General features: G+C 72.0%; 12 protein-coding genes. 1 reads left to right on the top strand and 11 read right to left on the bottom strand.

From position 1 onward, the window contains the following. Positions 1 to 76 precede the first annotated feature (76 nt). From ACPU2J_RS30500 to ACPU2J_RS30460, 9 genes are all read right to left on the bottom strand, one after another. Complete coding sequence (locus ACPU2J_RS30500; RefSeq protein ID WP_423834479.1) at positions 77 to 883, bottom strand: DeoR/GlpR family DNA-binding transcription regulator; 807 nt, start codon at positions 881 to 883, stop codon at positions 77 to 79. A 115-nt stretch (positions 884 to 998) separates the two neighbouring features. Then, positions 999 to 2,132 (bottom strand): galactokinase, encoded by a 1,134-nt coding sequence (gene galK / locus ACPU2J_RS30495; RefSeq protein WP_423834478.1) that lies wholly within the window; start codon positions 2,130 to 2,132, stop codon positions 999 to 1,001. Continuing rightward, on the bottom strand, positions 2,129 to 3,088 hold the full coding sequence (galE, locus tag ACPU2J_RS30490; RefSeq protein ID WP_423834477.1) for a UDP-glucose 4-epimerase GalE: 960 nt from the start codon (positions 3,086 to 3,088) through the stop codon (positions 2,129 to 2,131). The genes galK and galE overlap by 4 nt, the downstream gene beginning before the upstream one ends. After that, positions 3,085 to 4,134, bottom strand: coding sequence for a galactose-1-phosphate uridylyltransferase (gene galT, locus ACPU2J_RS30485; RefSeq protein WP_423834476.1), 1,050 nt, complete (start codon positions 4,132 to 4,134; stop codon positions 3,085 to 3,087). Before galT ends, galE begins: the two co-directional genes overlap by 4 nt. A 229-nt stretch (positions 4,135 to 4,363) precedes the next feature. After that, positions 4,364 to 5,173 carry a DeoR/GlpR family DNA-binding transcription regulator gene (locus tag ACPU2J_RS30480; RefSeq protein WP_423834475.1) on the bottom strand — a complete coding sequence of 270 codons (810 nt, stop codon included), beginning with the start codon at positions 5,171 to 5,173 and terminating at the stop codon, positions 4,364 to 4,366. Positions 5,174 to 5,285: 112 nt separating this feature from the next. Then, entirely contained in the window at positions 5,286 to 6,320 is a 1,035-nt protein-coding gene (locus ACPU2J_RS30475) for an ABC transporter permease (protein WP_423834474.1), read from the bottom strand. Continuing rightward, a complete protein-coding gene (locus tag ACPU2J_RS30470; RefSeq protein WP_423834473.1) occupies positions 6,317 to 7,906 on the bottom strand; it encodes a sugar ABC transporter ATP-binding protein in 1,590 nt (529 codons plus the stop codon). The genes ACPU2J_RS30475 and ACPU2J_RS30470 overlap by 4 nt, the downstream gene beginning before the upstream one ends. A gap of 125 nt (positions 7,907 to 8,031) precedes the next feature. Further along, positions 8,032 to 9,084, bottom strand: a complete 1,053-nt coding sequence (locus ACPU2J_RS30465) for a substrate-binding domain-containing protein (RefSeq protein WP_423834472.1) — start codon at positions 9,082 to 9,084, stop codon at positions 8,032 to 8,034. A 429-nt stretch (positions 9,085 to 9,513) separates the two neighbouring features. Then, positions 9,514 to 11,073: a ricin-type beta-trefoil lectin domain protein gene (locus ACPU2J_RS30460; protein ID WP_423834471.1), complete on the bottom strand. Its 1,560-nt coding sequence runs from the start codon at positions 11,071 to 11,073 to the stop codon at positions 9,514 to 9,516. Between the two features lie 515 nt (positions 11,074 to 11,588). On the opposite strand from ACPU2J_RS30460, the gene ACPU2J_RS30455 reads away from it, so the two are divergent. After that, positions 11,589 to 12,470, top strand: coding sequence for a peptidoglycan-binding protein (locus tag ACPU2J_RS30455; RefSeq protein ID WP_423834470.1), 882 nt, complete (start codon positions 11,589 to 11,591; stop codon positions 12,468 to 12,470). A 25-nt stretch (positions 12,471 to 12,495) separates the two neighbouring features. On the opposite strand, the gene dgoD is transcribed toward ACPU2J_RS30455, so the two are convergent. Both dgoD and ACPU2J_RS30445 read right to left on the bottom strand, forming a co-directional pair. Continuing rightward, positions 12,496 to 13,641 (bottom strand): galactonate dehydratase, encoded by a 1,146-nt coding sequence (gene dgoD / locus ACPU2J_RS30450; protein ID WP_423834469.1) that lies wholly within the window; start codon positions 13,639 to 13,641, stop codon positions 12,496 to 12,498. Then, positions 13,638 to 14,390 carry an SDR family NAD(P)-dependent oxidoreductase gene (locus ACPU2J_RS30445; protein WP_423834468.1) on the bottom strand — a complete coding sequence of 251 codons (753 nt, stop codon included), beginning with the start codon at positions 14,388 to 14,390 and terminating at the stop codon, positions 13,638 to 13,640. The genes dgoD and ACPU2J_RS30445 overlap by 4 nt, the downstream gene beginning before the upstream one ends. Positions 14,391 to 14,447: the final 57 nt, after the last annotated feature.

Below are 14,447 nucleotides of genomic sequence, written 5' to 3'. Positions count from 1 at the left end.
GCGCACCGGACACCTGTGCATGTTTACGTAAACACGCAGGGCGTGGCAAGTCCGTAGAGGTATGCCCTGCCCTGCGTTACGCCTGGGTCCTACCCAGGATCAGCTGCCCCACCGCAGCCCGCAGGACCGCGCACGCCTCGGCGTCGAGGCCGTCGTCCGAGACGAAGTAGTCCATCTCCGGGAGGGCGATGAACCGGCTGAGCCCCACGACGCCCCACTTGGTGTGGTCCGCGACGACGGCCACCCGGGTTGCGCACTCGATCAGCGCGCGGTTGGTCTGGGCCTCGGCCAGGTTCGGGGTGGTGGCCCCCGCGCGTTCCGAGACGCCGTGGGCTCCGATGATGAGCAGGTCCACCTGGAGGGAGCGGATCGTCTGGTCCGCCAGCGGCCCCACCAGCGAGGCCGACCGGGTGGGAGTGCCGCCGGTGAGCAGCAGGGTGTGCCCGGCGGGGGCGAGCTCGGTGCCGGTGGGCCGCAGGAGCTGGGCGACCGGCAGGGAGTTGGTCACCACCGTCAGATCGGGGACCTCCTTGAGCCGGGTGGCCACGGCGTAGGAGGTGGTCCCGCCGGAGACGGCGACGACGCTGCCCGGTTTCACGAGGGCGGCGGCCGCCTCGGCCACGGCCGATTTGGCCCGGGACTCCAGACCGGCCTTGGTCTCGAAGGGCGGCTCGTCCGCCGTGGTGGCGGCGGCGCTGATGGCACCGCCGTGCACCTTCGACAGGGAGCCGGTCCGGGCGAGGGCATCCAGGTCACGGCGAATGGTCATGTCGGAGACGCCGAGCTGTTCCACGAGATCGGCCACGCGCACGGCACCGTCGCGGCGCACGATCTCCAGGATCAGGGCCCTGCGCTGAGGTGCCAGGGGTGCTGCCTCGGTCACGACCTGCTCCCCCTCCTCCGCACGATGTCCGGGATTGCCCTCACGATGCCACGGCAATCCCCCACAATCCAACAGTCTACGTCGCGGCCGGCCACCTGATCCGGTCATCCGGTGCTCACCCCACCCGCCGGGCGCCTGCCGCCGGGGAGACGGGGAGCAGGTGCGGGTCCCGGTGGCCGGCCTTCCGGAAGGCCGTGGTGACGGCCTCGCCGATCCAGTCCACCCGGTCCTCCTCCGCCAGCACGATGACCGAGCCGCCGAAACCGCCTCCGGTCATCCGCGCCCCGTGGGCCCCGTGCGCCAACGCGGTGTCGACCACGAGGTCGCTCTCCGCGCAGGAGATCCGGAAGTCGTCCCGCAGCGAGGTGTGGCCGTCGGTGAGGATCGGGCCCAGGGACGTCACCCGCCCGGCCCGGAGATGGGTGACGGCCCGGGACACCCGCGCGTTCTCCGTCACCACGTGCCGGACCAGGGGCACCAGCGCGGAGGGCAGGACTTCCGCCGCGTGGGGCAGATCCTCGGGGCCGAGATCGCGCAGCGCCGCCACGCCGAGCAGCCGGGCGGCATGCTCACAGCCGGCCCGCAGCCGCGCGTAGGCGCCGTCCCCCAGATCGTGCTTCACGCGGGTGTCCACGGCCAGCAGGCTCATCCCCTGGGCCTCCGGGGCGAACGGGATCTGCTCATGAGTGCCCGCGCGGAGGTCCAGGTGGAGGGCCGCGCCCTGGGCACAGCAGGCGGAGGCCAGCTGGTCCATGGCCCCGCACGGCACTCCGGCGAAACCGTTCTCCGCCCGCTGGGCGATCAGCGCCAGGGCGGGTGCGTCCAGGCCCAGGTCGTACAGGTCGTTGCAGGCGAAGGCCACCGCGCACTCCAGCGCGGCGGAGGAGGACAGCCCAGCGCCGGTGGGCACGGTGCTGTCGATGTGCAGGTCGGCGCCCCCCACCGGATGTCCGGCCTCGCGCAGCGCCCAGACCACCCCGGCGGGGTAGGCGCCCCAGGTGGTGACCGCTCCCGCGGTGAGCCGGTCGATGTGCAGGTCGAGGACGGGGCCGCCGCCCTGCGCGCTGTGCAGGCGCAGCCGCCCGTCCTGCCGCCGCCGGGCCGCGACCAGGGTGCGCTGGGGGAGCGCGATCGGCAGGGCGAAGCCGTCGTTGTAGTCGGTGTGCTCCCCGATCAGGTTGACCCGGCCGGGCGCCGCCCAGATCCCCTCGGGGTCGGCGCCGTGGACGCGCCGGAAGGCTTCCCTCACGGGGTCACCTCGCGTACGAAGTCCCAGGCGTCGGCGACGATACGGTCCAGGCCGGTGCGGTGCGGCCGCCAGCCCAGGAGCTTGCGCGCGCGGTCCGCGGACGCGATCAGGACGGCCGGGTCACCGGGGCGGCGCGGGCGGACGGCCTCGGGGACGGGGTGTCCCGTGACCCGCCGGACGGCCTCGATCACCTCGCGGACGGTGAAGCCCTCGCCGTTGCCGAGGTTGCAGATCAGGTGATCGCCGGGCCGGGCCGCCGCCAGGGCCAGGAGGTGGGCGTCGGCCAGATCCGCGACGTGGAGGTAGTCGCGTACGCAGGTGCCGTCGCGCGTCTCGTAGTCGTCGCCGTGGACGTCGATGTGCGCGCGCTGCCCGAGGGCCACCTGCAGGACGAGCGGGATGAGATGCGACTCGGGATGGTGACGCTCGCCGCGGCCCGCAAGGGCGCCCGCGACGTTGAAGTAGCGCAGGGAGACGGCGGCCAGCCCGTGGGCGGCGGCCGCGCCGGTGAGCATGTGGTCGACGGCGAGTTTGCTCGCGCCGTAGGGGCTGGCGGGTGCGGTCCGGGCGTCCTCCGTGATCGGCACCCGCTCGGGCTCGCCGTACACGGCGGCGGTGGAGGAGAACACCAGGGTGCCCACCCCGTACCGGCGCATCGCGGTGATCAGCGCCAGCGAGCCCACGACGTTGTTGCGCCAGTACTTCTCGGGGTCGCGCACGGATTCCGCCACCTGGGAGGAGGCGGCGAGGTGCAGCACCCCGGCGTAGCCGCCGTCCAGGACGGCGGCCGCCTGCGCCACACCGCCGACGACGAAGTCGGCCTTCTCCGGTACGGCCTCCAGGGCGCCGGTGGACAGGTCGTCGAGCACGGTGACGTCGTGGCCCGCCTCGATGAGTTGGGCCGCGACCACGCTGCCGATGTAGCCCGCGCCGCCGGTGACGAGGTACCGGCTCATGCCGCGACCTCGCGGAGCCGGTGGGCCGCGTCCTCGGGGGCGATGTCGTTGACGAAGGAATCCATGCCGGATTCCACACCGGCCAGGTGCTTGAGCTTGTCCGCCGAGCGCCGGACCGTGAACAGCTCCAGGTGCAGGGCCAGTTCCTCGCCTCCGTTCCTCGGTGCCTGGTGCCATGCGGAGATGTAGGGGGTCGGAGCCGTCTGCTCCGACCCGCCTTCCGGACGGAACAGCCGGTCGAAGCGGCGGAGCAGGTCCAGGTACAGCCCGGGGAACTCGGCGCGTTCGGCCTCGGTGAGGTGGGTGAGGTCGGGGACGCGGCGATGAGGGTAGACGTGCACCTCGTACGGCCAGCGGGCGGCGTACGGGACGAAGGCCGTCCAGTGCCTCCCCGCCAGCACCACGCGGGAGGCGGCGGACCGCGCCTCGGCCAGCAGGTCCTCGAAGAGGTTCCCGCCGGTGACGGACCGGTGGGTGCCGGCGACGGCGATCATCTTGGCGGTCCGGGGCGGGACGAAGGGGAAGGCGTAGAGCTGCCCGTGCGGGTGCGCGAGGGTGACGCCGACCTCCACACCGCGGTTCTCGAAGCAGTACACCTGCTCCACGCCCGGCAGGGACGAGAGGCGTGCGGTGCGGTCCGTCCAGGCATCGAGGACGAGCCGGGCGCGGCCCTCCGTCAGATCGGCGAAGCTCGCCGCGTGTTCGGGCGTGAAGCAGACGACTTCGCAGCGCCCGGAGCGTCCCGTCAGGGAGGGAAAGCGGTTCTCGAACACGACCACTTCGTAGTCCGCCGCCGGTATCTCGCTGTGGTGCCCGTCCGCCGAGGGGCAGAGCGGGCAGGCGTCGGTCGGCGGATGGTGGACGCGCCCCTGCCGGTGGGAGGCGATGGTGACCCAGTCGCCGGTCGTCAGATCGAGGCGCAGTTCGGGGCGGCTGTCGACGGGATCGAGGGCGCGGCGGTCCACGGAGTCGCGTGCGGCGCTCTCGTCAAGGTCGTAGTAGGTCAGCTCGCGGCCGTCCGCGAGCTTCGTCGTGGTTCTCTTCACGGAAACGGGCCCGTCTCTCGGAGTACGGAACGGCGGCGGTACAGCCCACACGCCGACAAGAATAAACAGAAAGCAACTAAAGTCAACACCCAGGCCGGGGCAGGGGCGGACTCCTCACGCCGCTGGGGAACACGTACACCGGAAAGCGCCGGCGCACGCGTCAAGAGGCCGACCGGTGCGGTCGGCGAAGAGGTGAGGACATGCGGCCCCGGGACCGGGACCGCGAGGCTCAGGCGCCCTGGGTGTCCGCCAGGATCAGCCGGCCGACGTGCTCGCCGAGGACGCCGCGCGCGTCCTCGGCCAGGCCGTCGTCGGACACGAAGTAGTCGATCTCGGACAGTCCGGCGAACCGGCTCAGCCCCACGACGCCCCACTTGCTGTGATCGGCCACGACGGCCAGCCGCGTGGCGGCGGAGATCAGGGTGCGGTTGGTCTCCGCCTCCGCCAGGTTCGGCGTGGTCACCCCGGCGCGCTCCGAGACTCCGTGCGCGCCGACGATGAGCAGGTCCACCTGGAGGGAGCGGATCGCCTGATCCGCCAACGGGCCCACCAGGGAGGCGGACTTGGTGGGCGCGCCGCCCGTGACCAGCACCGTCGGGCCCACGGAGGCGCCCTCCGTACCGGAGGACCGCAGCAGGTCCGCGACAGGCAGGGAGTTGGTCACCACGGTCAGGCCGGCGATCTCGCGCAGCCGGTGGGCGACGGCGTACGTCGTCGTCCCGCCGGAGATCGCCACGACGCTGCCCGGCTGCACCAGTTGGGCGGCCGCCTCCGCGACCGCCGCCTTGGCCGCCGACTTGAGGGCGAACTTGGTCTCGAAGCCGGGCTCGTCGCAGGTGGTCCCGGACGTGCTGACCGCCCCGCCGTGCACCTTCTCCACCGAGCCGGCCCGGGCGAGTACGTCGAGATCGCGGCGGATGGTCATGTCGGAGACGCCGAGCTGTTCCACGAGAGCCGCCACGCGGACCGCCCCCTTGCGGCGCACGGTTTCGAGGATCACCTCTCGCCGCTGGGCCGCCAGCGGTGCCGACTCCGTCACAGTCCCACCCATTGATCTCTAGCGAATCCAGACGGGGATCAATTGTACACCGAGTCAAATAAGCGGGGGTGGGGAGGAGGAAAGGCACCCGTATGAGGTGTTCATCCCCCTGTCAGTGCGGCAGCCCGACGGCCCGTTCCCCGCTGCGGCGTTGCTGGATGACGACCGCCGCGACGAGCAGGGCACCCTGGGCGACGTTCTGCCAGAAGGTGTTGATGCCCTCCACCGTCAGGCCGTTCTCCAGCGCCCCGAGCAGCGCCACCGCCAGCAGCGTGCCGCCGATACCGCCCTTGCCGCCCTTGAGGGCGCAGCCGCCGAGCGCCGCCGCCGTGATGGCCTTGAGCTCCAGGCCCTCGCTCCCGGAGACGGGCTGGCCCGAACCGGTGCGCGCGGTCAGCAGGATTCCGGCGATCGCCGCCACCACACCGATCAGCGCGTACACGGCGACCAGGTACTTGTTGATGTTGATGCCGGCCAGCCGGGCCGCCGTGTCGTTGCCCCCGATCGCGTAGATGTTCCGGCCGATGTCGGTGTATTTCAGCATCACGTGCACCGCCAGGGCCACGACCACCAGGATCCAGATCATCACCGGTATCCCGGCGATCTTCCCCCGCCCGAGGAACACGAAGAGCGGATCGTTGAGTACGTAGCCCTGCGCGCGGCCGTCGGAGACCAGCTGGGCCACCCCCTTGTAGGCGGCCAGTCCGGCGAGCGTGGCGATCGTGGGATTGACCCGTCCGTAGACGATGGCGACGCCGTTGACCACACCGACCAGGATCCCGATGCCGATCGCGGCGGCCATGCCCAGGTAGGCGTTGGAGCCGCCGGAGGTGAAGACCATGGCACTCACCACGGAGGCGAGGCCCGCCTGGGAGCCGACGGAGATGTCGAGCCCACCGCAGATGATCACCACCGTCTGGACGATGGCGAGCAGGCCGGTGATGGTCACCGCCTCGCCGATGACCTGGATGTTGGCGAGGCTGAGGTAGTTGTCGTTCAGGAACCCGAACAGGGCGAGAACGAGGACGAGGGCGCCGATCAGGCTGAGGTTCTGCCCGCCGAGCGAGGAGAGCAGGGCTCCCGCGCTCTTGCGCCCCGGAGCGGGGAGGGCGGTCTCGGCGGGGGGCGGCGTCTGGGTGGTGGTCATCGAACGTCTCCATCGGCGGAGTCGGTGAGCGGTCGGTCGGATACGACGGGCGCGAGGTCGTCGGCCATGGCGAGGTGGAGGACAGCCTCCTCGGTGGCTTCCGCACGGCCGAGTTCGCCGGTGATGCGGCCGTTCTGCATCACGACGATCCGGTCGGCGAGCCCCAGCACCTCGGGGAGTTCGGAGGAGATCACCAGCAGGGCGACCCCCTCCCGGGCGAGGTCGGCGATGATCCGGTAGATCTCGGCCTTGGCGCCGATGTCGATCCCGCGCGTGGGCTCGTCCAGGATCAGGACCTTGGGCTTGCGCAGCAGCCAGCGGGCGAGCACCACCTTCTGCTGGTTGCCGCCGGACAGTTTGCGCACCTCGTGCTCGATCGAAGGGGTGCGCACCCGGAGCCGGTCGGAGAAGTCCTGCGCCACCGCCTTCTCCTGGCCGCTGCGGACGAAGCGCCAGCGGCGCAGCCGGTCGAGGCTGACCAGGGAGGTGTTGTCCCGGATGGAGCGGTGCAGGAACAGTGCCTGCGCCTTGCGCTCCTCAGGGGCCAGCCCGATGCTCGCGCGGATCGCGTCCCGGGGGCTGCGCAGCCGCAGGGGCGTGCCGTTCACGGACACTCGCCCCGAGCGGATGGGCCGGTCGCCGGCGAGAGCGAGGGCCAGCTCGGACCGTCCGGCGCCCATCAGCCCGGCGAGGGCCACCACTTCACCGGCTCGGACCTGGAGGTCGATCTCCTCAACGTCGTCCGTGGTGACTCCTTCCAGCCGCAGGACGACCTCTTCGCGGGCGACGTCCTGCCGTACGAAGAGGGAAGACAGGTCGCGGCCCACCATGAGGCGCACGACCTCGCCCTCGTTGGTGTCGCCGGCTTCCAGCACCCCGGCGACCGCGCCGTCGCGCAGCACGGCGATGCGGTCGGCCAGGCGGAAGATCTCCTTCATGCGGTGGGAGACGTAGATGACGGCGATGCCCTGGTCGCGCAGCCGCTCGATGAGTCCGAACAGCGCCTCCACCTCGTTCTCGGAGAGGGAGGAGGTGGGCTCGTCGAAGGCGATGACCTTGGCCTCGCCGGTGAGCGCGCGCAGGATCTCCACCAGCTGGCGCTGCGCCGGGGTGAGTTCGGATCCCAGCTGGTCGGGGTGGATGACCTTCTCGAAGCCGAGCCGGACCAGGTCCGCGGTGATGCGGCGGCGCAGCTCGGTGCGGTCGAGCATGCGTCCCGCCCGGCGCGGCAGGGCCCCCGCGTAGACGTTCTCCGCGACGGAGACGTGCGGGATGATCTCGGGCTCCTGCGGGATGATCCGGATCCCGGCCTTGTGGGCGTCGTGCGGTGAGGCCAGGGTCCGCGGGCGCCCGTCCCAGAGGATGCTCCCCTCTGTGGGCTGGTGGTCACCGGTGAGGATCTTCAGGAGGGTGGACTTGCCCGCGCCGTTCTCCCCCATAAGGGCGGTGACCCGGCCCCTCGGGAAGCTCAGGGTGACACCGCTGAGGGCCTGTACCGCGCCGAAGCGCTTGGTGATGTTCGCTACGGAGATCTCCGCGTCGGGCTCCTTGGAGGAGGAGGGTGGCTCTGTACCTGCTGTGGTCATGGGGGCCTCGCAAGCTGGGGGTGACGTGGGGCTTGGGTCGGCGGCGCCGCCGGCCGGCGGTGATCGGCACGGGTGGGTACGGCCGCCGCGGAGGCTGCCGCACCCACCCGTGCCGTGGCTCGGGCTCAGCCGCAGCTGACGCCCGCGTCCTTCCAGTTGGAGGCGTCGACCATCTTGGTCGGCGCGAATGCCTCCTTCGGGAAGTCCTTGCCGTCCTTGAGCTTGTCGACCATGGTCTGGACCGCCAGGGCGCCGACGTCCTTGCCGTTGATGAAGAGCGCGGCCTTCATGCCGGAGGGCTTGCCGGAGCTCCAGTTCTTGCAGGCGAGGTAGGCGCCGAGGCCCACGCCGATCACGTTGTCGGCGCTGAAGCCGGCGTTCTCCAGTGCGGTGACACCGCCCTGGACGTTCTCGTCGTTGCAGCCCCAGACCACCCAGTGCTTCACGGAGGCGTTGGCGGTGATCGTCGCCGCGATCTTGTCCTGCGCGCCCGTCGGGGAGTTGTCGGTCGGCACGTCGATGTTCTGTACGGGGGCGCCCGCGCCCTCGGTGAACGCCTTCTTCGCGGCGTCGACGCGGTCGGTGCAGACGGTGACGTCCTGCTTCCAGGCCGAGATGGTCCGCGTCTCGGCCGGGTTCCAGCCGGCCTTCTTGAACTCCTCGGCGGCGCGCTTGCCCACCTCGCCGCCCATCTGCCGGCCGCTGAACCCGATGCGGGGCACCAGGTCGTCGGCGCCGCAGGCGGCGGGGTCGGGGCCGGTGCTGCAGATCTGGTCGTCGGAGGTCAGGAGAGCCACCTTGCCGCTCTTGGCCAGCTGCACGACCTGCGGGCCGACGGCCGGGTCCGGGACGACCACGATCAGTCCGTTGCTCTTCTGCGAGATGGCCGCCTGCGCCTCGCTGACGGTCTTGTTCGCGTCGTTGCCCAGGTTCACCACCTTGAGGTCGACACCGAGTTCGGCCGCCTTCGCCTTCGCGCCGGCGGCCTCGCCGATGAAGTACTCCTGGTCGCCCTGCTTCTGCAGGTAGGTCAGGGAGATCTTCCCGTCGACCTTCCCCACGTCCGCAGTCCCGCCCGTCGTCTCCTGGCCGCTGGAGCAGGAGCTGAGGACGAGCATCGTGGCGAGGGCCAGAGCCCCGACGGCCACCGGACGGCGGTGCTGGTGGTGAGTGAGCATGTCGATCCCTTTGCTTGGACGGGTCGCGAGCGGCGACCGATGGGGCACCGTGCGATGCGGAGTGCGGGGTGCGGGGCCGGCCGTCCTCGTGGGCGCCGCCCGGGCCGCGGGCCGGAGGACTGCTGTCGAGGGAGGGGCGTCGGACCTCGGTCGACCAGCCCCGTCGAGGCGCCCTCTTCACCGGCGAAATCCGCCACAGTCAGCCGCGTTCAAACTTGATGCAACAGAGAAAAGCGCCATTTCCGCCACAAGTCAACAGTGTGAAGCCGGGGTTTCGGATTGATGCGACCCTGTGACCTTGCGGGGCCTCAATCTCCCAGGACCCCTGCCACGTCTACGTTTGACCCTTCCGGAACTCACCCGCACCGCCGACCCGGGGCGCTGGAAGCTGCCACTCCGCCCCGGGCCGGTCATGTTTGAATCTGTTGACTACCGGGTGATGGTTGTTGTTCCGGCGGGCTCGGTCCACTGCTGCTCGGCCGCCGGACCGGTACGGCCGAAGGTGACCGCGGCCCCCGATGCGCCGCCGGACGCCGTCACGGCGTACCCCGGAGCCGTGCGCGGCTTGATGCGCCCTGTCGCGTCCATGGAGAACACGAGATTGTCGCCGCCGTTCTTGCCGTAGGCCGAGCAAGTCCAGATGCCCACGCCCTTGCTGGACGTCCCCCGTGAATCCAGGCAGAAGCGCGGGTCCGCGGCGTTGCGGAGCAGCCCCTTGCCGTCGAGGCGCCATTGCTGGACCGCGTCACCGGGGCGGCAGCGGGCAGTGACCACATCGGTCCCGCTGACAAGAGCGCCACCGCGGACGTCCAGGCACAAGCCGGAGGCGGAGTTGACGGCCGGGACGAACGTGGCCGCCCGGAAGGGGCGTACGGCCTCAGGGGACGCCACGGCCTCCGCCGTGGGGCTGGTGGTGGGGTCCTGGCTGGGCGAGGGCGCCGTGGCGGTCGGCGAAGCACTCCGCGACGGCTGGGCCGAGGCCGATGCGGACGGCCGCGCCCCGCTCTTGCGGGGTACGGGCGACCCCGCGCCCTCCCCGCCGTCCACCCGCAGGGCCGGCGCGTCGGCCTGGACCGCACGCGGCGGCCTGGGGTCCCCGTCCGGCCCGAGGGCGAACGCGACCGTGGCCCCCGCGGCCAGGGCCGCCGCCGCGCCGAGGACCAGGCGCCCCGCCGGCCGGCGGACGAAGGCGGTCCGTCGGCGGTCGGCGCCTGGCGGCTGCGGCTGGGCGAGCGCGGGCACGACCGGGAGCGAGAGGGTGTCCTCGGCGCCCGCCCCGGTGCGTGCCCTCGCCTCGGCGTATCGCCGCCCCGGCTCACCGAGCAGCGCCCCGGCCAGCAGCGGTCCGGGGGCCTCGCCGAGGGCGACCAGGCCGCGCAGGGCGGCCGCGCAGCCGGGACAGCCCTCGATGTGCCGCGCCAGATCGCGGTTGTCGCGTACGTCGGCCCGCGCGGCCGCCGCGTCGAGCATGCGCGCGTAGCGGGGGCAGTGCGGTGCGGACGGCGCCCGCAGGTGTTCCCGCAGGAAAGCGTCGCGGCAGGCGGAGAGCGCCCGCCGGGTCAGGTCCGGTACGGCCTCGGGCCGGTCCCCGGTGATCGCCGCGACGCGGTCGTCGGGCTCCCGCTCGACGACGGAGTGCCAGAGGAGGGCCTGCGTACGGAAGGGCAGGGAGGTGAATCCCTGGCGGATCACAGGCTGGAGGGCCGGGTCGGAGGACGCACCGGCCACGGAATCGGCCTCGGAGGAAGGCAGCAACAGCAGCATTGACAGGCGAGGCGGCCGTTCCGCGTCGTCGGCTCCGGTGGCCCGCATACGGAGGAACCGCTCCGTCGCGCGGTCCGCGGCCTGGGGGCCGAACGCGGGATCGCCCCCGGTCGTCCGGGCGAAGGCGATGACCCTCGGCCCGTGGCGCCGCAGCAGTTCGGCTTGGGCCGCGGATGCGGCGGGGGCCTCGGCGCGGAGGGCGGCGCACAGGTGCTGGTCGGTCATGCGACTCTCAGCGGGGAATTGATTCGTCGACACGTGGGACATCCTGAGTACGGAGTGGAAGTCGCCCCATTGTTCAGGACATGACACCCCCGCCGACAGTTTTCCCGAGGGGAATTCCGCCCGCTCCTTCCGGTAAGGGAAAGTCCGACGGCATGCCGAGGCGGCCCCCGACGAGGCACCCGCGCGACGAACAGAATCAGACACGCACGCAAGGAAGTCAACACGACGGCCCCTCCCCGCCGAGCGGCACCGACCCACCGGTAAGCCGTGATCCGCACGGCGGACGGGCTCCTCGCGCGCCCCACCACCCCCCGGTTAGCCGATCGTTATCAAACAGGACCCAACTGGGCTGGCTCTCAGGCTTGTTGCACAGTAGGTTCACCGTTCATCCCCTGCTTTTCTCATTCCCTCAGGGCATCAGCCTGCCGTCGGCCGTCCCGGACCATTCCGGAGTTGCGGGTCCCGCAGCACCGAGGGCCATTTCCCCATTTCCCGGAACACTCGACTGGAGTTCGGTGAGCACCCCTTTCTGCGCACGATGCGGCAATCCCGCGCGCTGTGCCTGCGCCTCCGCGCAGTTCGACCAGGAATGGATCCGCCCGTACGTCGTCCTGCCCGCACCGGCGGCCCGCCCCGGACCCGGCACCCCCGCACCGTCGGCGGACTGGTACGCGTCCCCGCCCGGGCCCACCGGCCCGGCGCCCGAGGGCCACGCGTTCCCCGCCACCGTTGTGCTGTCCGCGGTGGGCGGCCACCGGGCGCGCAAGCCCCGCAGACGGCACCGCCCGCTCCGGCTCACCGCCGCCCTGGCCACCCTGATCGGCTCCGCCACCCTCGCGGGCGCGTACGCGCTCAACCGTGACCAGGACACCCGGAACGCGGCCTCCCCGCCCCCGGCGAGCCGGCTCGACGTCTCCGACGGGGAGGAACCGGCCGCCAAGCCCCTGGTGCCGAGCCCGCCCGGCACCAGGGGCCCCGCCGAGGCGCAGCCGACCGCGTCCTCGGCCCGTACCGGTCCGGCGGGCCAACGGCGGTCCCCCGTACCGTCGGTCTCTCCACCGGTCTCTCCACCGGCTTCGCCGGGAGTCCCGGCGGTCCCCTCCGGTCCGCCGAGCACTCAGGCGCAGGAACGTCCCGGGGCGGCCCCCTCCCCCGGCACCCCCTCGGCCACGCCCGCCGCGCCGACGCTCCGCCGGCACGACACCGGACCCGAGGTCGCGGAGTTGCAGCGGCGTCTCGCCCAGCTCGGGGCGTGGAACCTCCCCAAGCGCGACCGGTTCGACCGCCATCTGGAGGAGGCGGTGGCCCGCCTCCAGACGCGGTACGGCGTGCGCGGTGACCTGCCCGGGGTCTACGGGCCGGCCACACGCAAGGTGCTCCAGTCGCTGACGTCCTGACGGCGCGTACCCCTGCCGCTGTCGCTCACCATTCGGCGAGGGAGCCGTCGGTCCGCCGCCACACCGGGTTGCGCCAGCGGTGGCCCGCCTCGGCCGCGCGTTCCACGGCCTTCTCGTCCACCTCGATGCCCAGCCCGGGGGCCGTGAGCAGCCCGACGTGGCCGTCCTCGTAACGGAAGACGGACCGGTCGGTGAGGTAGTCCAGCAGGTCCGATCCGGCGTTGTAGTGGATCCCCAGACTCTGCTCCTGGATCAGCAGGTTGGGCGTGGCGAAGCCGACCTGGAGGCAGGCGGCCAGCGCGATCGGGCCGAGCGGGCAGTGCGGTGCCAGGGAGACGTCGTGGGCCTCCGCCATCGCCGCGATCCGCCGTACCTCGGAGATCCCGCCGGCGTGCGAGAGGTCGGGCTGAGCCACGGCGATGCCCTGCTGGAGCACCGGCTTGAAGTCCCAGCGGGAGTAGAGCCGTTCGCCGGTGGCGATCGGGATGCCGGTGGAGCGCACCACCTCGCCGATGTGCGCGCTCATCTCGGGAACGACGGGTTCCTCGACGAAGTACGGAAGGTACGGCTCCAGCAGGGGCAGCACCCGGCGTGCCATGGGGAGGGTGAGACGGCCGTGGAAGTCCACGGCGATGTCGAAGGTGTCACCGACCTCGGCGCGGACGCTCTCCACCCGTTCGACGATGTCACGGACGGCCCGGGGGGTGTCGATCAGCTCCAGTTGCGGCGAGGCGTTCATCTTGACGGCGGTGAAGCCCTCCGCCTTGCGCGCGGCGGCCTGCTCGGCGACGTCGGAGGGGCGGTCGCCGCCGATCCAGCTGTACACGCGCGCCCGGTCCCGGACGTTGCCGCCGAGCAGCTGCCACACCGGCACGCCCAGTGCCTTTCCGGCGATGTCCCACAGGGCCTGGTCGATGCCCGCGACCGCGCTCGACAGGACAGGGCCGCCGCGGTAGAAGCCGCCCTTGGTGAGGACCTGCCAGTGGTCCTCGATGCGCAGCGGATCCTGACCGACGAGGTAGTCGGACAGTTCCTCGACGGCGGCGGCGACGGTGTGCGCGCGACCCTCGACGACCGGTTCGCCCCAGCCCGTGATCCCCTCGTCGGTGTCGACGCGCAGGAAGCACCAGCGGGGGGCGACCAGATAGGTCCGCAGGGAGGTGATCTTCACTTGGACTCCTTCTTCACGGTCCAGCCGCCGTCCACGGTCAGGTTCGTGCCGGTGATGTACGAGGCGTCGTCGGATGCCAGGAAGGCGACGGCGGCCGCCACCTCCTCGGGGCGGCCCAGCCTGCCGAGGGCGGTGGCGCGGGCGGAGAGCAGACGGCCCTCCTCGTCCACGTCCTGCCAGTTCTCGGTGAGGATGGGGCCGGGCAGCACGGAGTTGAAGCGCACGTCCGGTCCGTACTCGACGGCGAGCTGGCGGACCAGCGCGCACAGGCCGCCTTTTGCGGCGGCGTAGGCCGGATAGCCGGGCAGTCCGCGCAGCGCGTGCACGCTGGAGGTGGCGACGAAGGAGCCGCGGGTCTCGCGCAGGTCGTCGAGGAAGGTGCGGACCGCCAGGTAGGGCGCCTTGAGGTTGACGGCGAGGTCGCGGTCCCAGTCCGCGCCGGGCAGTTCGTGGGCGGGGGCGTGCGTGTGGGTGAAGGCGTTGCTGTGCACGAGGGAGACCGGTCCGAAGAGCAGATGGGCCCGGACCTTGAGGCTCCACCAGTCCTGTTCGGAGGAGACGTCGCAGGGCACGAACTCGGCGCGGCCGCCGTCCTTTCGGATCCTGCGGGCGAGGGCGGTGCCGCCCTGCTGGTCGATGTCGGCGAGGACGACGGCGGCGCCTTCGGCGGCCAGGCGTACGGCGCTCGCCGCGCCGATGCCGGAGGAGGCGCCGGTGACGACGGCCGTGCGCCCTGTCAATCGGTTCATGGCTGGTCTTTCGTGTGGTGTCGTGGGGGTCCGGGACGGGGCGGCGGGGAGGGCGCC

It is taken from the genome of Streptomyces manipurensis, from assembly GCF_049570255.1.
In the GTDB taxonomy this organism is placed as follows: Bacteria; Actinomycetota; Actinomycetes; order Streptomycetales; family Streptomycetaceae; genus Streptomyces; species Streptomyces manipurensis.
Note: the sequence above shows the minus strand (reverse complement) of the source record. Positions and strands in the feature narration are given on the sequence as shown.

Coding starts and splice junctions, on each gene's coding strand:
- ACPU2J_RS30445 (WP_423834468.1), bottom strand. CDS start 14,390: ATGAACCGATTGACAGGGCGCACGGCCGTCGTCACCGGCGCCTCCTCC.
- galE (WP_423834477.1), bottom strand. CDS start 3,088: ATGAGCCGGTACCTCGTCACCGGCGGCGCGGGCTACATCGGCAGCGTG.
- ACPU2J_RS30465 (WP_423834472.1), bottom strand. CDS start 9,084: ATGCTCACTCACCACCAGCACCGCCGTCCGGTGGCCGTCGGGGCTCTG.
- ACPU2J_RS30460 (WP_423834471.1), bottom strand. CDS start 11,073: ATGACCGACCAGCACCTGTGCGCCGCCCTCCGCGCCGAGGCCCCCGCC.
- ACPU2J_RS30475 (WP_423834474.1), bottom strand. CDS start 6,320: ATGACCACCACCCAGACGCCGCCCCCCGCCGAGACCGCCCTCCCCGCT.
- ACPU2J_RS30470 (WP_423834473.1), bottom strand. CDS start 7,906: ATGACCACAGCAGGTACAGAGCCACCCTCCTCCTCCAAGGAGCCCGAC.